Raw genomic sequence first — 19100 nt, 5'->3', positions numbered from 1 at the left:
TGCGGGTTGATTCAGGAGCCCCCGCATCCGAGGCGCAAAAGTATATCACCTTTGAGGGGTGACTGCTTCTGCTACCGCAGTCACATTCATTATTTTGCTAATTAATCCTCGTCGGCTACCATGACCGATTGCAACATAATGTCCTAACCTGTGAGTCGACACTGATTATGCCGAAAAAAGCCGAAGCGCCAGCCAGTTTTGAAAGCGCATTACAGCAGCTGGAACAGATTGTTAGCCGTCTGGAAAGTGGTGAGTTGCCGCTGGAACAGGCGCTAAACGAATTTGAACGCGGTGTACAATTGGCACGTACCGGTCAGCAAACCCTGCAACAGGCAGAGCAACGGGTGCAAATCCTGCTCAGCGATGAGAAAGATGCCGCCCTCGCCCCTTTTACGCCGGATAATGAGTAATGGATTTCGCTAAACTGCTGAGCGCGTACCATCAACGCGTCAATCAGGCGTTGACGCGCTTAATAGATCCACTTCCTTTTCAGAGTTCTCCTCTGGTGAATGCCATGGAGTATGGGGCATTATTAGGCGGTAAACGTCTGCGTCCCTTTCTGGTGTACGCCACAGGCGAAATGCTGAAGGCCGACGCGGCCAGCCTGGATGTGCCGGCTGCCGCCGTTGAATGCATCCATGCTTATTCCCTGATTCATGACGATCTGCCGGCGATGGATGACGATGCGTTACGCCGCGGGCAGCCAACCTGCCATATTAAATATGGCGAAGACACGGCGATTCTCGCCGGCGATGCTTTGCAAACTCTGGCCTTTTCGATTCTGGCCGATCAGCCGATGCCTGGCGTCAGCGCCGAAGCGCGCATTGCGATGATTTCCGAACTGGCGCAGGCCAGCGGCGTAGCGGGCATGTGCGGCGGACAGGCGTTGGATTTAGCGGCTGAAGGCAAACGTATCGACCTGGCGCAGCTGGAACAGATTCACCGTCATAAAACCGGCGCGTTAATTCGTGCAGCGGTGCGTCTTGGCGCATTAGCCGCCGGAGAACGTGGCCGTGCCGCCTTGCCGGTACTGGATACCTACGCCAACGCCATCGGACTGGCGTTTCAGGTGCAGGACGACATCCTTGATGTGGTCGGCGATACTGCGGTGTTAGGGAAAACGCAGGGCTCGGATCAGGCGTTAGGAAAAAGCACCTATCCGGCCTTGATGGGGCTGGAAAATGCTCGCAGCAAAGCCTGGGATCTCTATCAAGAGGCGCTTGGCGCGCTCGATATTCTGGCTGCACAGTCTTACAACACAATCGCCTTACAAGCGCTGGCAAGCTTCATAATTGAACGCGATAAATAACTTTCATAATGAGTCTCTGATGAGTTTTGATATTGCAAAATACCCGACACTGGCGTTAGCAAACACGGTTCAGGAATTACGTTTATTACCGAAAGAAAAACTTCCGGAACTGTGTGACGAGCTGCGTCAGTATCTGCTGGATAGCGTAAGCCGTTCATCCGGCCACTTTGCTTCGGGTCTGGGCGTCGTCGAGCTAACAGTGGCGCTGCATTATGTTTATAACACCCCGTTTGATCATCTGGTGTGGGACGTTGGCCATCAGGCTTATCCACACAAGATTCTGACCGGACGCCGCGATCGCATCGGCACTATCCGTCAGAAAAATGGCCTGCATCCGTTCCCGTGGCGTGGTGAGAGTGAATACGACGTGCTGAGCGTCGGCCACTCGTCCACTTCGATCAGCGCGGGCCTCGGCATGGCGGTTGCCGCCGATCGTGAAGGTAAAGGCCGTCGCACCGCCTGTATTATCGGCGATGGCGCCATTACCGCAGGCATGGCGTTTGAAGCGATGAACCACGCCGGTGATATCAAGCCGGATATGCTGGTGATCCTCAACGATAATGAAATGTCGATCTCCGAAAACGTCGGCGCGCTCAACAATCGCCTGGCACAGATTCTCTCCGGGAAAACCTATTCACGCCTGCGCGAAGGCGGCAAGCGCGTGCTGGGCGGTTTACCGCCGATTAAAGAGCTGGTAAAACGCACCGAAGAGCACCTGAAAGGCATGGTGGTGCCGGGCACGCTGTTTGAGGAGCTGGGCTTTAACTACATTGGCCCGGTCGATGGTCACGACGTGCTGACGCTGGTAAGCACGCTGAAGAACATGCGCGATCTGAAAGGTCCGCAGTTCCTACACATCATGACCAAAAAGGGCAAAGGTTATGCCCCGGCGGAAGAAGATCCCATCACCTGGCATGCGGTACCGAAATTCGATCCCGCCAGCTTAGCGCTGCCGAAAAGCGTGCCGGGCCTGCCAAGCTACTCAAAAATCTTCGGCAACTGGCTGAGCGAAATGGCCGCCGACGATCCGCGCCTGATGGCGGTGACGCCAGCGATGCGCGAAGGTTCCGGCATGGTGAGCTATTCGCGTGATTACCCGCAGCAATATTTTGATGTGGCGATTGCCGAGCAGCATGCCGTCACTTTCGCAGCCGGTATGGCGATCGGCGGCTATAAGCCGATTGTGGCAATCTATTCGACCTTCCTGCAGCGCGCCTACGATCAGCTGATCCATGACGTTGCCATTCAGAAACTGCCGGTGCTGTTTGCTATCGATCGCGGCGGCATTGTCGGCGCCGATGGTCAAACCCACCAGGGCGCGTTTGATATCGCGTTTTTGCGCTGTGTGCCAGAGATGGTGATCATGACGCCAAGCGACGAAAACGAATGCCGTCTGATGCTCTACACCGGTTATCACTATCAGGATGGCCCAAGCGCGGTGCGTTATCCGCGTGGTACCGGCACCGGTGCGGTGCTGGAACCGCTGGCCAGTTTGCCGCTGGGTAAAGGTATCGTGAAGCGTCGCGGTGAAAAGCTGGCAATCCTCAACTTCGGCACCTTGCTGCCAGAAGCGGCGGCGGCCGCTGAAGCGCTGAATGCGACGCTGGTGGATATGCGCTTTGTGAAGCCGCTCGACGAAGCACTGATTACCGAGCTGGCGGCCAGTCACGATTCGCTGATCACGCTGGAAGAAGGCGCGATCAAAGGCGGTGCCGGTAGCGGCGTCAACGAGTATGTGATGGCAAAACGCCTGCGCGTGCCGGTGCTTAACCTCGGCCTGCCGGATGAGTTCATCCCGCAAGGCACGCAGGAAGAGGTACGCCAGGATTACCAGCTGGATGCCGCCGGTATTCAGCAGCAAATCGCTGACTGGCTCGCCCAGTAAACTGCCCGACTCGCTCACCGCCCGGTGAGCGAGCCTGCTGCTATGCTTAGGGAACGATTTCCCTCAAGCATAAGAGCAGGAGCCCAAATGAAAACTATTCCCTTAGGCCAAACCGACTTACAGGTTTCGCGTCTCTGTTTAGGCTGCATGACCTACGGCGATCCCACGCGCGGTAATCACGCATGGACGTTGCCGGAAGAGAGCAGCCGACCGCTGATCAAACAAGCGCTGGAGGCCGGCATTAACTTCTTCGATACCGCCAACAGCTATTCCGACGGCAGCAGCGAAGAGATCGTGGGCCGCGCGCTGAAAGATTTTGCCCGCCGCGATCAGGTTGTGGTCGCCACCAAGGTCTATTTCCCGCTCAGCAATCTGTCACAAGGCCTATCACGCAAGAATATCCTGCAGTCTATCGATGACAGCCTGACGCGTCTTGGCATGGAATATGTCGATCTGCTGCAGATTCACCGCTGGGATTACGATACGCCAATTGAAGAGACGCTGGAGGCGCTGCATGAGGTGGTGAAATCCGGTAAGGCGCGCCACATCGGCGCATCGTCGATGCACGCATCGCAGTTTGCTCAGGCGCTGGACCTGCAAAAGCAAAACAACTGGGCGCGGTTTGTTAGCATGCAGGATCAGTACAATCTGATTCAGCGCGAAGAAGAGAAGGAGATGCATCCACTGTGCCAGCGTGAAGGCATTGCCGTGCTGCCATGGAGTCCGCTGGCGCGCGGTAAGTTAACGCGTCCATGGGGCGAAACCACCGCGCGTTCGGTCTCGGATAACGTGATGGAGAAGCTCTATACCGGTACCGAAGAGAACGATGCGGCGATTGCCGAGCGTCTGGCTAATGTTGCGGCGGATAAAGGCGTGACGCGTGCCCAGGTGGCTCTGGCGTGGCTGTTACACAAGCCGGCGGTTACAGCGCCGATCATTGGCGCCTCGCGTGAGCAGCAGTTTGCTGAGCTGGTGAAGGCGGTCGATGTGGAGTTGAGTTCGACAGATATTGCAGAGCTGGAGACGGTGTATCAACCGCATCCGGTGGTAGGATTTGAGTAGTTTTTAAAGCAGGTCGCCATAAATGGCGACCCTACGCTGATTTTGTCGGGTGGCCATTCATGGTCACCACTTTCACTTGCTGCCGAAGTGATCAAACCCTTTCAGATTTACGCTACGCGGCTTGCCGTTCTCCAGCAGTGTCAGCCCTTCCGATTCCGGAGCAATCTGGCCAATGCAGGTATAAGGCACGCCAAAATTGCCGAGCGCCACGTCCAGCGCGCCACGGTTAACTTCCGGCACGGTAAAGCACAGCTCGTAATCTTCGCCACCGCTTAGCGCCCATTGCAGCACCAGCTCAGGTTCGAAGTGATCGCGTAGCGCCGGTGAAAGCGGTAACGCGTCGAGATTGAGGCGTGCACCGACGCGGCTGGCAGTGAGCACATGGCCAAGATCGGAAATCAGACCATCTGAAATATCAATTGCCGAGGTTGCCAAACCACGCAACGCCTGGCCTTGCAGCACGCGCGGCATCGGACGCAAATGGCGTTTAATCAATGCTTCGTGCACCGCCGGATCATTCAGACGGTGACGATGCTGCAGCAGCGACAAACCGGCGGCGCTGTCACCCAGCGTACCGGTGACAAAAATCCAGTCGCCCGGCTTAGCACCCGAACGTTTCAGCGCCCTTCCCACCGGCACCAATCCGTGAATGCCGAGCGTCATGCTTAGCGGTCCACGCGTGGTATCGCCGCCAATCAACTGCATATCGTAGTAATCCAGCAGCTCAAACAGGCTATCGCTGAAAGCCGCTACCCAATCTTCATCGATCTCAGGCAGCGTCAATGCCAGCGTCAGCCAGGCAGGATCGGCGCCCATCGCGGCTAAATCACTGAGATTAACGGCAACCGCTTTGTAACCCAAATCGGCAGGATGGATATCACGCAAGAAGTGGACGCCCGCAACCAGCGTATCGGTGCTGATGGCGAGGGTTTGTTTTTCTGGCACGTTGAGCAACGCGCAGTCGTCACCAATTCCTTTCTCCACATCGCGGCGGGAGCTGGTGACGCGGTTAAAGTAACGTGCGATCAGTTCGAATTCACCACAAGACATAAGTCAGGTCTCAATGAGAAAAAGGCCGGTAAACCGGCCTTTAATACTATTTTTTATTGGGTCGAATTTGCGGGGCAGCTTTGTCGAGGACACCGTTGACGAATTTGTGGCTGTCTTCAGCACCAAACACTTTTGCCAACTCAATGCCTTCGTTGATGGCCACTTTGTACGGCACATCCGAACGCTTGCTCAGCTCATACAGCGAAATACGCAGGATGGCTTTTTCCACCTGGCCCAGCTCTTCGAGCTGACGCGACAGGTAAGGCTTCATCAGACCGTCCAGGTACGCGCTGTTAGTCGCCACACCGGCCAGCAATTCGCGGAAATAGCTAATATCGACGTCTTTGACGTCTTGTTCCGCCAGAAACTGGTATTCCACATCGGCAATGTCGTTCTTAGACAGCTGCCAGGAGTAAAGCGCCTGAACAGCGCACTCACGGGCGCGACGACGAGCAGCAGGTTTCACAAAATTCCCCTTACAAAAATCAGGCTTTGATGGCTTTCAATACGTTGATCATTTCGAGTGCAGTCAGGGCCGCTTCGGCACCTTTATTACCTGCTTTCGTGCCGGCGCGTTCAATCGCCTGCTCGATATTTTCAGTGGTCAACACGCCGAAGGTCACCGGGATTTCGCTGGTCATGGCGACGTGCGCAATGCCCGAGCTGGCTTCACCGGCCACATATTCGAAGTGTGCGGTGCCGCCACGGATGACAGTGCCCAACGCGACAATGGCGTCGTGCTTACCGGCTTTCGCCAGTGCGCGTGCTGCCAGCGGCAGTTCGTATGCACCTGGAACCCAGACAACGGTGATGTTATCTGCTTTCACCTGGCCGATGCGCTTCAAAGCGTCAATCGCGCCGTCCAGCAGGCTGTCATTAATGAAGTTGTTAAAACGCGCAATTACGATGGCAATGTTTGCATCAGGCGTGGCAACAGGAGCTTCGATAACTTTCATACATATCCTTTGGGTTGTTTTATGGCCCCGCAGAAGGGGGCGGATTCTATCATACTCTTTGGCGACGCGCTCAGGCTTTTCCGCGCGTTTTCAACGCGGAGTCAGCGTCAGGCGCAGGTCTTCGCCAACCAGGCGGACGTCGCTAAAATTCAGGGCGGGCGCATCTGCCAGTTGTTCTAATCCCGGCAGCGCGCACAGGCCGCGCGCGGTGTTTCCCAGCAGCTTCGGCGCCATGTAGACGATCAGCTCATCCACCAGCCCGGCTTGCAGCAGTGCGCCCGCTAAACTGGCGCCCGCTTCCACCCAAACGCTGTTGATCTGTCGCTGGCCGAGCAACATCATCATCGCCACCAGGTCGAGCTGTTCACCACGCTGCGGTACCGCAATTTGTGTGACGCTGGCGGGCCACGCTTGCTGATCGGGTTCACTGCGCATCAACCAGGTTTCGCCTGGCTGGCCGATCAAACTATGCTGCGGCGTGACGCGCTGTTGGCTATCAATCACTACGCGTACCGGCTGACGCAACTGGGCTTCATCAAGTTGCGCACGCACATCGGCGCTCAGTTCACCCCAGCGCACCGTCAGCGACGGATTATCCGCTAATACGGTGGCACTGGTGCTAAGGATAGCTGAACTCTGGGCGCGCAGCCGTTGCACATCGCGCCTTGCGGCTGCCGAGGTGATCCACTGACTTTCGCCGTTCGCCATCGCGGTGCGTCCATCAAGGGATGCGCCGAGTTTCAGCTGGATCCACGGGAATCCGGTACGCATGCGTTTCAGAAAACCGCGATTCAACGCCTCCGCTTCGCTCATCATCAGACCGTGACTCACCTCGATACCCGCCTGCTGTAAACGATACAGGCCACGTCCCGCCACCTGCGGATTGGGATCCTGCATCGCGGCAACCACGCGCGTCACGCCGGCGGCAATCAGCGCATCGCAACACGGCGGTGTGCGTCCATGATGACTGCAGGGTTCGAGCGTGACATAGGCGGTTGCGCCTCTGGCGCGTTCACCCGCCATACGCAGCGCGTGCACTTCAGCATGCGGTTCGCCCGCGCGCTGATGCCAGCCTTCGCCGACAATCTCGCCCTCGCGCACAATCACACAGCCAACGTTGGGGTTCGGTGTAGTGGTAAAGCGTCCGCGGCGCGCCAGTTCCAGCGCGCGCGCCATGTAGCGTTCGTCAGTCATGGATTAGTCCTGTAAGCGGGCGATCTCTTCACCAAAATCGCGAATATCTTCAAAGCTGCGATAAACCGAAGCAAAGCGAATGTAGGCCACTTTATCGAGCTTTTTCAGCTCATCCATCACCAGATTGCCGATCAGCGCGCTCGGCACTTCACGCTCGCCGGTGGCACGCAGCTGGGTTTTTATGTGATTTACCGCACTTTCCACCGCATCAGCGCTCACTGGGCGTTTTTCGAGAGCCTTGATCATGCCGCTGCTGAGCTTATCTTCATTGAAGGGTTCGCGCACATCGTTGCTTTTCACCACGCGCGGCATCACCAGTTCGGCCACTTCAAAGGTGGTAAAACGCTCATGACAGTCCAAACACTGACGACGGCGACGCACCGACGATCCTTCACTAACCAGACGAGAATCAATCACTTTGGTGTCCACAGCGGAGCAGAATGGGCAATGCATGAGGCTTCCTGATGCGAGATAAATAGGCCACACAGTGTAGCGCGATCACGACACAAAATGTATGTGTGTGGCACATAATGTGTGAATCGCAGTTTGTGACGTTAAGCCAAATGCAAGACATCCCCTACATGCCCGCACGCAAAAAACCACTACGCTTAGAGAGCCGTCAGCAAGGCGGCACACCATAATTATCTGGAGGATGTATGGGTCTGTTCGATTTCGTGAAAGAAGCTGGAGAAAAACTGTGGGATGCCGTGAGTGGCGGCGACGATGCCAGTAAGAAATTGCAGGATCACATCAACAAGCTCGGCTTACCTGACAGCGATAAGGTGAAGGTGGATGTTAAAGGCGATACCGTTACGGTTACCGGCGACGGCATTTCTCAGGAGCTGAAGGAGAAAATCCTGGTGGCTGCGGGTAACGTCGCGGGGATCACCAAAGTGGATGACAAGGTCACCACCAGCGATTCCGCCACGCCCGCGAAGTTCTACACCGTAAAAAAAGGCGATACCCTGAGTGCGGTATCGAAAGAGGTCTACGGAAATCCCAATCAATACAACAAGATTTTCGAGGCGAACAAGCCAATGCTGACGCATCCTGATAAGATTTACCCTGGCCAGGTTTTACGTATTCCCGAATAAAGAAAGGACATTGCATGACGATCAGGACGTTTTGGGCACCAGCAGCACTCTCTTTGCTGGTACTCAGTGGTTGCAGTTCAACGCCGGTTTCACCGCAGGTCAAAGAGTTGCACCAGGAAGTGAGTCAGCTTAATCAGCAGATGCGCAAGCTGACCAATCAGGCAACGGCGCTGGAAATTCAGGGACAGCTGAACAGCCAGTCCACCCAAGGCGCGTGGTTGTTGCCACAAGCCAATACGCCGGTGGAGCTTCAGACGCAGCTGGGTAAAGTGCGTTTGTCGCTCTCGCAGGTGGCGGGTGAAGCGGGCGGCAGTCGCGCCAATCTGAATATCCGTTCCACCGATGATCAGCCGATTCCGGCGCTGAGTGCCACCGTAGTCTGGGGCGAGATGGATCCGGCCAGCGGCAAACCGCTTAATGCGGGAAGCCTGAGCCAGACCATCGAGGTGCCTGCCAGCTTAATGCCACGCAGTACGGTGACCGTGCCGCTGCGGCTGAGCGGCTTAGCGCCAGAACAGCTCGGCTACGTGCGCGTGCACGATGTTGAGAGTCCCGCTACCCACAAAACCACGCCCTGATCGACAGGCATAAAAAAACGGGCTGCCATTGGCAGCCCGTTTACTTTCTAACGCAGCATTACGGCAGAATCGAAGGCTGATCTGCGCCCTCTTTTTCCACTTTCTGCACCAGCATATGTTCACGCTTCATGCCGAGTTTCAGCGCCAGCGCTGAAGAGACATAAATTGATGAAATGGTACCGATGGTGACACCAATCAGCATGGTCAGTGAGAAGCCTTTCAGCAACGCACCACCAAACACGAACAGAATCATGATCATCGCCAGCGTAGTGATGGAGGTGATCAACGTACGGCTCAGCGTTTGAGTCAGCGACACGTTAGTGATGTCGTAAGAGGAACCGCGGCGAATCTTGCGGAAGTTCTCACGAATACGGTCGGAAACCACGATCTTATCGTTAAGCGAGTAACCAATTACCGACATCAGTGAAGCGACAATGGTCAGATCGATTTCGACATGCGCCAGCGACAGAATACCGCAGGTGATGATCACATCGTGCGCCAGCGCCAGTACGGTACCAAGCGCCAGACGCCACTCAAAGCGGAAGCCGATGTAGATCAGAATCGCAATCAGCGCCGACAGCAGTGCCATCGCACCCGCCTGCGCCAGATCGCTTCCCACGCTTGGGCCAACGAACTCAATACGCTTCACGGTGGCGTTCTGCTGGGTGGTCTGGCTGATGGATGCCACAACTTTGTTACCCAGCTCCGTGCCTGCATTGCCGGTGGCCGGTGGCATACGCACCATCACATCGCGGCTGCTACCAAAGTTCTGCACCAGCGGCTCTTCAAAGCCCGCCTTCACTAAACCTTCGCGCAGCGCATCGAGATCCGCCGGTTTTTCCAGGTTAATCTCTATCACCGTTCCGCCGGTAAAGTCGAGGCCCCAGTTGAAGCCTCGCACACCGATAATGGCGATAGATGCCACAATCAGCAGACCGGAGATGATGAAAGCCAGCCGATCCCAGCGCATAAAGTCGACGACTTTACGCCCGTGGTTTAGCTGCTCAATACTATATTCCTGTGCCACAACGCACTCCTCAGATAGACAGCTTGTTGATGCGTTTGCCGCCGTACACCAGGTTAACGATGGCACGGGTGCCGACGATAGCGGTAAACATTGAGGTTGCGATACCGATAGCCGTGGTAATCGCAAAGCCTTTGATTGAACCGGTACCGACCGCATAAAGAATGATGACTTTAATCAGCGTGGTGACGTTGGCGTCGACGATACTGGAGAAGGCGCCTTTATAGCCTTCATGAATCGCCTGCTGTACCGAGCGTCCGTTACGCAACTCTTCTTTAATACGTTCGTTAATCAACACGTTAGCATCGACCGCAACCGCCAGCGTCAACACAATACCGGCAATACCCGGCATGGTGAGCGTCGCGCCTGGCAGCAGTGACATGATGCCGACAATCAGCACCAGGTTACACAGCAGTGCGCTGGTAGCGATAAGACCAAACTTCTTGTAGAACACCACCATAAAGATGATCGACGCAATCAAACCCCACAGGCAGGCTTCGAGGCCTTGTGTGATGTTCTGCTGACCCATGGTTGGGCCGATGGTGCGCTCTTCAACAATCTGGATTGGCGCAATCAACGCACCCGCGCGCAGCAGCAGCGACAGCTGACGTGCTTCGTTTGGATTGTTGATGCCGGTGATACGGAAGCTGTTACCGAGGCGCGACTGAATGTTCGCCACGTTAATCACTTCTTCCTGTTTCACCAGAATCGAACGGCCGTTGGCATCTTTCTTACCGCTGTCTTTGTACTCCACAAACAGGGTCGCCATCGGCTTACCGATGTTGTCCTTGGTGAAGTTCGACATCATGTTGCCACCGGCGCCATCCAGTGAAATGTTCACCTGCGGCTGGTTGTACTCATCCATGCTGGAGGTGGAATCGGTGATGTGGTCACCGGTCAGAATCACACGCTTGTACAGCACCACGGGCTGCCCTTCGCGCGTTTTCTTCACTTCCGAATCGCCCGGAACACGGCCGCTGGCCGCAGCGGTTGGATCCACGCTGGTGTTAACCAGACGGAACTCCAGCGTTGCGGTTGCGCCCAAAATCTCTTTGGCGCGCGCGGTGTCCTGAATACCCGGCAGCTCTACCACGATGCGGTCAGAACCCTGACGCTGCACCAACGGTTCGGCCACGCCAAGCTGGTTCACACGGTTACGCAGAATGGTGATGTTTTGCTGCACCGCATATTCACGCGCTTCGCTCAGGCGTGCATCGCTCATGACCGCACGCAGCGCATCGCTGCTCTGGCTTGAGATCACCAGATCGCGATGGCGAGTAGACAAGTAGCTGATTGCCGCGTCACGGCTGGCGCCATCACGGAAACGCACTTCTACGCCATAGTTCGCGATTTTATTAACGGTGGTATACGGAATGCTTTTGTCGCGCAGGTCGCTGCGCAGGCTGTCGGCATTCTGCTCTTGCAGTTTGCCCAGCGCGGTATCCATGTCGACTTCCATCAGGAAGTGAACGCCGCCGCGCAGATCAAGACCGAGTTTCATCGGTTCCGCGGCCAGCATGCTCAACCAGCGTGGCGTTGCCGGCGCAAGGTTAAGTGCCACAACGTAATCTTCGCCCAGTGCCGTCGTGATGGCATCACGGGCGCGCAGCTGCACATCCTGCGTCGCAAAGCGGGCCAGGATGGCACCATTTTCCAGAGCGAGGGATTTGCTCTCGATATTGTCTTGTTTTAATACGGTCTGGATCTGATCCAACGTTTGCTCACTGGCGGCGCCACCGCGCGCACCAGTGATCTGAACGGCCGGATCCTCACCATAAAGGTTAGGAAGCGCATAGAGCAGGCCGACGAGAATCACGACGACCAGCATGATGTACTTCCACAAAGGATAACGGTTTAACACGGCAGTTCCCTTCGGGAAGAAAAAATTACAGCGCCTTCAAAGTACCTTTCGGCAGAACGGCGGCCACGAAATCACGTTTAACAACTACTTCAGTGGTGTCGTTCAGGGCAATAGAAACATAGCCAGTTTCTGACACTTTGGTCACACGTCCAACTAAGCCACCGCTGGTCAGCACTTCATCACCTTTAGAGATGGAATCCATCAGCTTCTTGTGATCTTTGGTACGCTTCTGCTGCGGACGCAGAATCATGAAGTAGAAGATCAGACCAAATACCACCAGCATGATCACCAGAGAATACGGACTTCCCTGAGACGGTGCGCCTGCTGCGGCTACGGCGTCAGAAATGAAAAAGCTCATTAAATTTCCCTCATTGATGAATTATCAGACGTTCAGCGGAGGAACCGCCTTCCCCGTCCGTTGGTAGAACTCGCTAACAAAGTGCTCTAATTTACCCTCTTCGATGGCATTGCGTAAACCTGCCATCAAACGCTGGTAATAGCGCAGATTGTGAATTGTATTCAGGCGTGCGCCCAGTATTTCGTTACAGCGATCAAGATGATGCAAGTAGGCGCGGCTATAATTGCGACAGGTGTAACAATCACACTCAGCATCCAGCGTTGCGGTGTCATCTTTATACCGGGCATTACGGATTTTCACCACGCCATCGGTAACAAACAGATGACCGTTACGCGCATTGCGCGTAGGCATAACGCAGTCAAACATATCGATACCGCGGCGAACGCCTTCCACCAGATCTTCTGGCTTGCCGACGCCCATCAAATAACGCGGTTTGTCTTGCGGAATTTGCGGACAGACGTGCTCCAGGATTCGGTGCATGTCCTCTTTAGGTTCACCCACCGCCAGGCCGCCCACAGCGTACCCATCAAAGCCAATCTCTACCAGACCTTTAACGGAGACATCTCGTAAATCTTCGTAAACACCGCCCTGAATAATACCGAACAGCGCATTTTTATTACCCAGCTCATCAAAACGATCGCGGCTGCGTTTTGCCCAGCGCAGAGACATCTCCATTGAACGCTTGGCGTAATCCCAATCGGCGGGATAGGGCGTACATTCGTCGAAAATCATCACCACGTCAGAGCCGAGATCGAACTGAATCTCCATCGATTTTTCCGGATCGAGGAAAATCGGATCGCCGTTGATTGGGTTACGGAAATGCACGCCCGCTTCGGTGATCTTGCGGATGTCGCCAAGGCTGAACACCTGGAAGCCGCCGGAATCGGTGAGGATCGGCCCCTGCCAGTTCATGAAATCATGCAGATCGCCGTGCAGCTTCATGATCTCCTGACCCGGGCGCAGCCACAGGTGGAAGGTGTTGCCGAGCAGGATCTGCGCACCGGTCTCTTTCACTTCTTCCGGCGTCATGCCTTTAACGGTGCCGTAGGTGCCTACCGGCATAAACGCCGGGGTTTCCACTACGCCACGATCAAAGACCAGACGGCCACGGCGCGCGCGCCCGTCGGTAGTATCTAATTCAAATTTCACATTAACCTCATCAGAAAGACAGTCTGACTTTTTTATGCACCGACGCTTTCGTCAGGTGCTTGTGGATTACGGGTGATGTACATCGCATCCCCGTAGCTAAAGAAACGGTACTGCTCTGCCACCGCGCTGCGATAAGCCGCCATGGTGTGCTGATAACCGGCAAAAGCCGAGACCAGCATAATCAGGGTCGATTCCGGCAGGTGGAAATTGGTGATCAGCGCATCGATCACCTGATAGTGATAGCCGGGATAGATGAAAATCTGTGTGTCATCGAAGAATGGCGCAATCAGCGCGTCCTGGCTGGCCTTTGCGGCGCTCTCCAGCGAACGCACTGAAGTGGTGCCGACGGCGACCACTTTGTTGCCGCGCGCTTTACACGCCAGCACGGCATCCACCACATCCTGCGGCACTTCGGCGTATTCAGCATGCATGATGTGATCTTCGATGGTTTCCACGCGCACCGGCTGGAAGGTGCCAGCACCGACGTGCAGCGTGACAAAAGCCATCTCAACGCCTTTGGCTTTCAGCGCCTCCAGCAGCGGTTCGTCAAAGTGCAGACCGGCGGTTGGCGCAGCCACCGCGCCAGGACGCACGCCATACACGGTTTGGTACAGCTCACGATCGGCATCTTCATCCGGACGATCGATATACGGCGGCAGCGGCATGTGGCCGACGCTGTTAAGGATATCCAGCACCGCGCGATCGTCTGCGAAGGCAATTTCAAACAGCGTGTCATGACGCGCCACCATCGTCGCTTTAACGCTTTCGTCATCGCCCAGCAGCAACTCTGCACCCGGCTTTGGCGCTTTAGAGGCGCGCACGTGCGCCAGCACGCGTTTATCGTCCAGCATGCGCTCAACCAGCATCTCAATTTTCCCGCCGCTGGCTTTACGGCCAAAAACGCGCGCAGGAATGACGCGGGTGTTGTTGAACACCAGCAGATCGCCCGGATTGAGCTTATCCATCACGTCAGTAAATACGCCGTGGCTTAATGCGCCGCTTGGACCATCCAGCGACAGCAAGCGACAACCGCTTCGCTGCGCCTGCGGATAGTGGGCGATTAAGGATTCTGGCAACTCAAAGGTAAAATCGGCTACGCGCATGCTTCACTTCTTCAGGACTTAAAATCAGGCGGCATAGTCTAGCGGAAAAGCGGCAAATTCTGAACAACTGGCTGCGCTTCTGTGATGCTGCTTATACACAAAATAATTCGAGCTATGCCAGGCGGCACACGAGAGAAGCCCGATGAGCTTGCTTTACTCAGTGATACGGGTGAGCGAAAGCAGCCAACGCACCTGTAACTTGAAGGTTGACGTGTATATAATGCGCCATGAACTTTCTCGCTCATCTTCACCTGGCGCAGCTGGCTAACAGCTCTCTGCTGGGCAATCTTATGGCCGACTTCGTGCGCGGCAACGTGCAGTCGCGATGGCCCGCGCCGGTGGTGGAGGGCATTGCGATGCATCGCCGCATCGACGTCCTGACCGATAATCTGCCCGAAGTGCGTATTGCACGTGAACTGTTTCGCCCCGAAACGCGCCGCGTGGCGCCCATCACGCTTGATGTGATTTGGGATCACTTCCTCGCGCTGCACTGGGAAAAATTCCACCCGACGCAATCGCTGGTGGCGTTCACTGCTGCAGCCGAACGCGACATCGTGCCGCAGCTGGCGGGCACGCCGGAAGGCTTTATCGAGTTGAATGCGGTGATGTGGCGCGAGCGCTGGTTTGAGCATTACGCCGAACCCACCCGGCTGGCGCGCGTGCTAAGCGGCATGGCACATCGTCGTCCGCGTCTGGTCGCGCTACGCGATTCCTATCAGGATTTTGTTGATCACTATGATCGGCTGGAACCGCTGTTCTTCCAGTTCTATCCACGTCTGATGGCCGACGCGCGCGCGCAACAACTTTAGTCTCAGAGATTTCAAGACCCGTCTGTTGGACGGGAAATTTCCCATCCCCTACCCTGCGTGACCTTACACTTCGTTCACACCAGGGAAATCTCATGCAGCATTTTATTGCCAACTGGCTCGCAGAAGCCGGTCTTAATTACACGCACATCATGGCTTTGGGCATCGTGATTGCGATTATCTTTGCCATCTCGCTTCTCACCCATGCAATTCTGCATCGCGCCATTTTGCCGCTATTGCGTCGTTACAGCGCAAACGGCAGTCGCCAGTGGCCGAAGGCGCTGATTAATAGCCGCCTGTTTAGCCGTAGCGTGTGGTTAATGCAGGGCGTGTTATTTAAATTACAAACCGAATTATTCCTGCATGACAGCAGCCAGCTCTACAGCGCACTGCTGATTTTCGCGCAGCTGTGGATGATGGTGTTTACCCTGCTGATGCTGTTTTCTCTACTGGATTTGTTGCAGCAGCTCAGTGTTAACAGCGTGCTGGCACAGCAATTGCCGTTGCGCGGTATCATTCAAAGCGTGAAATTGATCGCCGCCATTTTAATGGTGATCATGATTATCTCGCTGCTATTAGGCAAATCGCCTGGCGTCCTGATAACCGGACTCGGCGCGATGACTGCGGTGCTGATGCTGGTATTCAAAGATCCGATTCTCGGTCTGGTGGCCGGCATCCAACTGGCTGCCAATAATATGCTGAAGATGAATGACTGGCTGGAGATGCCGAAATATGGCGCTGACGGTGCGGTGATCGACATTTCGCTGACTACGGTAAAAGTACGCAACTGGGATAACACTATCGTCACCATTCCCGCTTACGCGCTGATTTCAGACTCGTTTAAAAACTGGCGTGGGATGTCAGAATCCGGCGGACGCCGCATCAAACGCAGCATTCATATCGATACCACCAGCATCACCTTCCTCGACGATGCCATGATGCAGCAGTTGAAAAGTGCCCATTTACTGACGCCGTATCTGAATAGCAAAAGCGAGGAAGTTGCCGCATGGAATGCACAGCTGGGCTGTGATTTGGATTCACCACTCAATGGCCGCCGCTTAACCAACGTCGGCACCTTCCGCGTCTGGTTACAAAGCTGGCTGGAGCAACATCCGCGCATTCATAAGGAGATGACGTTGATGGTGCGTCAATTAGCGCCGGGTGAAAACGGCCTGCCGCTGGAAGTGTATGTTTTCACTAGCACCACGGTGTGGAAAGAGTATGAAAATATTCAGTCAGATATCTTCGACCATATTTACGCCGTACTGCCAACCTTTGGTCTGCGCGTCCATCAATCGCCAACCGGCAATGATATGCGCCAAATCGGCGTGAGAACCCGCCGCTAATCTTCCTTGCCGCTTTAGCCGCCAGTGAACATAAAAATTCGCTGGCTGGCCTTCTCCTCCTCTTGTCAGCCGCAGTCATCTGCGGCTTAATGAAGCCTTTCTTAACTTTTGTTAAGTCTGTCACACAGCCAATGCGCCATTTTGGGCGTCTGTTGTTGCTTCTACGGTCGGAAAATCATAAGAGGGAAAGATGTCATCAGCCACGCTAACCGAACTCGACGCACGCTATCACTTCGCCTGCGATGTCGCGAAAACCGCCGCCAGCCGCGCGTTATCCTGGTACCAGCAACGCCATCAGTTAGTCATTGAGCATAAAAAGGATCTGCAGGATGTGGTTAGCGAGGCGGATCGTAACGTTGAGCAGTTAGTCAAACATCTGATCCATGAGCGCTTTCCTGATGATGCGGTGCTGGGCGAAGAGAGCGGCGGCGCGACCAGCGGCGCGCGTTTTATCTGGGTGATCGATCCGATCGATGGCACCAGCAGCTTTATTAACGGCCTGCACACCTGGTGCGTTTCGCTGGCAATTGTCTGTGAAAACGAAGCGGTGATTGGTGTGGTATGCGATCCCAACCACCATGAAACCTTCCACGCCTGCCGCGGCAAAGGTGCGTGGGTCAATGACAAACGCATCCAGGCGCATAGCGCACAGCAGCTCGATCAAGGCGTGCTCGGCCTCAGCAGTTCCAATAGCCAACCTATTGAGCCACTTACCGCCTTTATTGGCGCGTTACTGGCGCAGGGCGGCATGTTTATTCGCAATGGCTCGGGTGCCTTAATGAGCGCCTGGGCGGCCGCCGGTCGACTGATCGGTTATTACGAAGCGCATATGAATCCGTGGGATGGCTTGCCGGGCATTGTACTGATGCGCGAAGCAGGCGGCATCACTAACGATTATCTCACCCATCACGGCCTGCAGAACGGTAATCCAGTGCTGCTGGCGAATGCCGTGATTTATCCACAATTGAAAGCGCTACTGCCCGCGCACCTGCCGTTATGATTGCTCGCCTGTTTATCGCTAGCCTGCTGTGGCTGCTAAACGCACCGGTTCACGCCGAAGATCGCTATCAGCTGGAAAAAGTGGTGGAGATTAGCCGCCACGGCGTGCGTCCGCCAACGCCGGGTAATCGTAAAGAGATCGAAGCGGCGACGGAACGCGCCTGGCCGCGCTGGAATACCGCCGATGGTGAGTTGACCGGCCACGGTTATGCGGCGGTGGTCAATAAAGGCCGCTGGCAAGGCGAACATTATCGCCAGCTCGGTCTGTTACGCGCCGGTTGCCCCACTGCCGGAGAGATTTACGTGCGCGCCAGCCCGCTACAGCGCACGCGTGCCACCGCCGCAGCGCTGGTGGACGGCGCCTTCCCCGGCTGCGGTGTGCAGGTCCACTCGGTTGAGGGCGATGTCGATCCGTTGTTCCAGAGCGACAAACTGCCGTTTGCGCAGCTCGATCCAGCGCAGGAAAACGCGGCCATATCTGCCAAAGCGGGCAATCTGGCTGAGCTACAACATGATTTACAGCCGGAAATTCAGCAGTTGAAGCAAACGGTGTGCACTGCCGACTGCGCCTTTTTCGATCGTCCGTGGCAGCTTAAGCAGACTAAAAGCGGCCATACCTATGTGCAGGGTTTGAGCGTGCTGGCCAGCATGGTAGAAACGCTGCGGCTTGGCTGGAGCGAAAACCTGCCGCTTAGCCAGCTGGCATGGGGAAATATTACCTCCGCACAACAGATTAGCGCCCTGCTGCCGCTGCTCACCGCCAACTACGATCTCAGTAATGATGTTGCTTATATTGCGCAAAGGCGTGGTTCAATACTGCTGGATGCGGTAGTTAAAGGTTTAGACAACAGCGCTGACTCGCCCGACGCGCGCTGGCTACTGCTGGTGGCACACGACACCAATATCGCCATGCTACGCACGCTGATCAATTTTAGCTGGCAGTTGCCGGGCTATGCCCGCGGTAATATTCCACCCGGTAGCAGTCTGGTGTTTGAACGCTGGCGCGATACCACCAGCAATGCGCGCTTCCTGCGCGTCTATTTCCAGGCACAAAGCCTGGATGATCTGCGCCATCTCACGCCGATCGATCAAACTCATGCGCTATTGCGTGAAGAGTGGCATCAGCAAAATTGTCGCGTAACCGATGTTGGCACGCTGTGTCCTTATCAATCGACGCTACAGCAGTTTAATCAGGCTATCGATCATCACGCGTTAACCTCAATAACGTATCCCCAACTCTAAGAATTGTTGCACCTGAGGTTAAGCTCGATAAGTAATGCGGGCTTAACTTTCAGGTAAAATTACTTACGTCGTTCTTGAGTAATA

Annotated in this window: 20 protein-coding genes; 10 read left to right on the top strand and 10 right to left on the bottom strand. The window is 55.4% G+C overall.

Features of this window, described 5'->3' with window-relative positions:
* Window positions 1-167: 167 nt before the first annotated feature.
* From xseB to AC790_RS02395, 4 genes are all read left to right on the top strand, one after another.
* Window positions 168-410 (top strand): exodeoxyribonuclease VII small subunit, encoded by a 243-nt coding sequence (gene xseB, locus AC790_RS02410; protein ID WP_007887001.1) that lies wholly within the window; start codon window positions 168-170, stop codon window positions 408-410.
* Window positions 410-1309 carry a (2E,6E)-farnesyl diphosphate synthase gene (ispA, locus tag AC790_RS02405; protein WP_007887002.1) on the top strand — a complete coding sequence of 300 codons (900 nt, stop codon included), beginning with the start codon at window positions 410-412 and terminating at the stop codon, window positions 1307-1309. Before xseB ends, ispA begins: the two co-directional genes overlap by 1 nt.
* 19 nt (window positions 1310-1328) lie before the next feature.
* Window positions 1329-3194, top strand: coding sequence for a 1-deoxy-D-xylulose-5-phosphate synthase (dxs, locus tag AC790_RS02400; RefSeq protein WP_049850809.1), 1866 nt, complete (start codon window positions 1329-1331; stop codon window positions 3192-3194).
* 87 nt (window positions 3195-3281) lie between these two features.
* Window positions 3282-4256 (top strand): aldo/keto reductase, encoded by a 975-nt coding sequence (locus AC790_RS02395; protein WP_049850808.1) that lies wholly within the window; start codon window positions 3282-3284, stop codon window positions 4254-4256.
* Between the two features lie 72 nt (window positions 4257-4328).
* Here AC790_RS02395 and thiL read toward each other — a convergent pair whose 3' ends face one another.
* From thiL to nrdR, 5 genes are all read right to left on the bottom strand, one after another.
* Entirely contained in the window at window positions 4329-5306 is a 978-nt protein-coding gene (gene thiL / locus AC790_RS02390) for a thiamine-phosphate kinase (protein ID WP_049850807.1), read from the bottom strand.
* Between the two features lie 46 nt (window positions 5307-5352).
* Window positions 5353-5772: a transcription antitermination factor NusB gene (gene nusB / locus AC790_RS02385; protein WP_007887007.1), complete on the bottom strand. Its 420-nt coding sequence runs from the start codon at window positions 5770-5772 to the stop codon at window positions 5353-5355.
* A 19-nt stretch (window positions 5773-5791) separates the two neighbouring features.
* Entirely contained in the window at window positions 5792-6262 is a 471-nt protein-coding gene (gene ribE, locus AC790_RS02380; protein ID WP_007887008.1) for a 6,7-dimethyl-8-ribityllumazine synthase, read from the bottom strand.
* A 90-nt stretch (window positions 6263-6352) separates the two neighbouring features.
* On the bottom strand, window positions 6353-7456 hold the full coding sequence (ribD, locus tag AC790_RS02375) for a bifunctional diaminohydroxyphosphoribosylaminopyrimidine deaminase/5-amino-6-(5-phosphoribosylamino)uracil reductase RibD (protein ID WP_007887009.1): 1104 nt from the start codon (window positions 7454-7456) through the stop codon (window positions 6353-6355).
* Between the two features lie 3 nt (window positions 7457-7459).
* A complete protein-coding gene (gene nrdR / locus AC790_RS02370; protein ID WP_007887015.1) occupies window positions 7460-7909 on the bottom strand; it encodes a transcriptional regulator NrdR in 450 nt (149 codons plus the stop codon).
* A 203-nt stretch (window positions 7910-8112) separates the two neighbouring features.
* Here nrdR and lysM point away from each other — a divergent pair, with 203 nt between their 5' ends.
* Together lysM and AC790_RS02360 are read left to right on the top strand one after the other, a co-directional pair.
* A complete protein-coding gene (gene lysM / locus AC790_RS02365; protein ID WP_007887016.1) occupies window positions 8113-8550 on the top strand; it encodes a peptidoglycan-binding protein LysM in 438 nt (145 codons plus the stop codon).
* Window positions 8551-8564: 14 nt separating this feature from the next.
* On the top strand, window positions 8565-9128 hold the full coding sequence (locus AC790_RS02360) for a DUF3251 domain-containing protein (RefSeq protein WP_007887017.1): 564 nt from the start codon (window positions 8565-8567) through the stop codon (window positions 9126-9128).
* Between the two features lie 58 nt (window positions 9129-9186).
* Here the strand turns inward: AC790_RS02360 and secF are convergent, their stop codons facing one another.
* The 5 genes from secF to queA are packed head-to-tail and all read right to left on the bottom strand — an operon-like array spanning window position 9187 to window position 14623.
* Entirely contained in the window at window positions 9187-10155 is a 969-nt protein-coding gene (secF, locus tag AC790_RS02355; RefSeq protein ID WP_007887019.1) for a protein translocase subunit SecF, read from the bottom strand.
* Between the two features lie 10 nt (window positions 10156-10165).
* The gene (gene secD / locus AC790_RS02350) at window positions 10166-12013 is read right to left on the bottom strand and encodes a protein translocase subunit SecD (protein ID WP_072093387.1); all 1848 of its coding nucleotides are present in this window, start codon (window positions 12011-12013) and stop codon (window positions 10166-10168) included.
* A gap of 25 nt (window positions 12014-12038) precedes the next feature.
* Window positions 12039-12371, bottom strand: a complete 333-nt coding sequence (gene yajC / locus AC790_RS02345; RefSeq protein ID WP_007887021.1) for a preprotein translocase subunit YajC — start codon at window positions 12369-12371, stop codon at window positions 12039-12041.
* A gap of 24 nt (window positions 12372-12395) precedes the next feature.
* Window positions 12396-13520, bottom strand: a complete 1125-nt coding sequence (tgt, locus tag AC790_RS02340) for a tRNA guanosine(34) transglycosylase Tgt (RefSeq protein ID WP_007887022.1) — start codon at window positions 13518-13520, stop codon at window positions 12396-12398.
* A gap of 32 nt (window positions 13521-13552) precedes the next feature.
* Window positions 13553-14623 (bottom strand): tRNA preQ1(34) S-adenosylmethionine ribosyltransferase-isomerase QueA, encoded by a 1071-nt coding sequence (gene queA, locus AC790_RS02335; protein WP_049850805.1) that lies wholly within the window; start codon window positions 14621-14623, stop codon window positions 13553-13555.
* A gap of 227 nt (window positions 14624-14850) precedes the next feature.
* Here queA and AC790_RS02330 point away from each other — a divergent pair, with 227 nt between their 5' ends.
* From AC790_RS02330 to AC790_RS02315, 4 genes are all read left to right on the top strand, one after another.
* On the top strand, window positions 14851-15432 hold the full coding sequence (locus tag AC790_RS02330) for an ACP phosphodiesterase (RefSeq protein ID WP_049850804.1): 582 nt from the start codon (window positions 14851-14853) through the stop codon (window positions 15430-15432).
* A gap of 92 nt (window positions 15433-15524) precedes the next feature.
* Complete coding sequence (locus tag AC790_RS02325; RefSeq protein ID WP_007887026.1) at window positions 15525-16775, top strand: mechanosensitive ion channel family protein; 1251 nt, start codon at window positions 15525-15527, stop codon at window positions 16773-16775.
* A 190-nt stretch (window positions 16776-16965) separates the two neighbouring features.
* Complete coding sequence (locus tag AC790_RS02320) at window positions 16966-17775, top strand: inositol monophosphatase (protein ID WP_007887028.1); 810 nt, start codon at window positions 16966-16968, stop codon at window positions 17773-17775.
* Complete coding sequence (locus AC790_RS02315) at window positions 17772-19016, top strand: histidine-type phosphatase (RefSeq protein ID WP_049850803.1); 1245 nt, start codon at window positions 17772-17774, stop codon at window positions 19014-19016. The genes AC790_RS02320 and AC790_RS02315 overlap by 4 nt, the downstream gene beginning before the upstream one ends.
* The last annotated feature ends 84 nt before the right edge of the window (window positions 19017-19100 follow it).

Source organism: Pantoea sp. RIT-PI-b (genome assembly GCF_001187905.1).
GTDB classification, from domain to species: domain Bacteria; phylum Pseudomonadota; class Gammaproteobacteria; order Enterobacterales; family Enterobacteriaceae; genus Pantoea; species Pantoea nemavictus.
Note: the sequence above shows the minus strand (reverse complement) of the source record. Positions and strands in the feature narration are given on the sequence as shown.

Excerpts from the sequence above, each read along its gene's own strand:
- xseB (WP_007887001.1), top strand. The coding sequence starts at position 168 with ATGCCGAAAAAAGCCGAAGCGCCAGCCAGTTTTGAAAGCGCATTACAG.
- ispA (WP_007887002.1), top strand. The coding sequence starts at position 410 with ATGGATTTCGCTAAACTGCTGAGCGCGTACCATCAACGCGTCAATCAG.
- dxs (WP_049850809.1), top strand. The coding sequence starts at position 1,329 with ATGAGTTTTGATATTGCAAAATACCCGACACTGGCGTTAGCAAACACG.
- AC790_RS02395 (WP_049850808.1), top strand. The coding sequence starts at position 3,282 with ATGAAAACTATTCCCTTAGGCCAAACCGACTTACAGGTTTCGCGTCTC.
- thiL (WP_049850807.1), bottom strand. The coding sequence starts at position 5,306 with ATGTCTTGTGGTGAATTCGAACTGATCGCACGTTACTTTAACCGCGTC.
- ribE (WP_007887008.1), bottom strand. The coding sequence starts at position 6,262 with ATGAAAGTTATCGAAGCTCCTGTTGCCACGCCTGATGCAAACATTGCC.
- ribD (WP_007887009.1), bottom strand. The coding sequence starts at position 7,456 with ATGACTGACGAACGCTACATGGCGCGCGCGCTGGAACTGGCGCGCCGC.
- nrdR (WP_007887015.1), bottom strand. The coding sequence starts at position 7,909 with ATGCATTGCCCATTCTGCTCCGCTGTGGACACCAAAGTGATTGATTCT.
- lysM (WP_007887016.1), top strand. The coding sequence starts at position 8,113 with ATGGGTCTGTTCGATTTCGTGAAAGAAGCTGGAGAAAAACTGTGGGAT.
- AC790_RS02360 (WP_007887017.1), top strand. The coding sequence starts at position 8,565 with ATGACGATCAGGACGTTTTGGGCACCAGCAGCACTCTCTTTGCTGGTA.
- yajC (WP_007887021.1), bottom strand. The coding sequence starts at position 12,371 with ATGAGCTTTTTCATTTCTGACGCCGTAGCCGCAGCAGGCGCACCGTCT.
- queA (WP_049850805.1), bottom strand. The coding sequence starts at position 14,623 with ATGCGCGTAGCCGATTTTACCTTTGAGTTGCCAGAATCCTTAATCGCC.
- AC790_RS02330 (WP_049850804.1), top strand. The coding sequence starts at position 14,851 with ATGAACTTTCTCGCTCATCTTCACCTGGCGCAGCTGGCTAACAGCTCT.
- AC790_RS02325 (WP_007887026.1), top strand. The coding sequence starts at position 15,525 with ATGCAGCATTTTATTGCCAACTGGCTCGCAGAAGCCGGTCTTAATTAC.
- AC790_RS02320 (WP_007887028.1), top strand. The coding sequence starts at position 16,966 with ATGTCATCAGCCACGCTAACCGAACTCGACGCACGCTATCACTTCGCC.
- AC790_RS02315 (WP_049850803.1), top strand. The coding sequence starts at position 17,772 with ATGATTGCTCGCCTGTTTATCGCTAGCCTGCTGTGGCTGCTAAACGCA.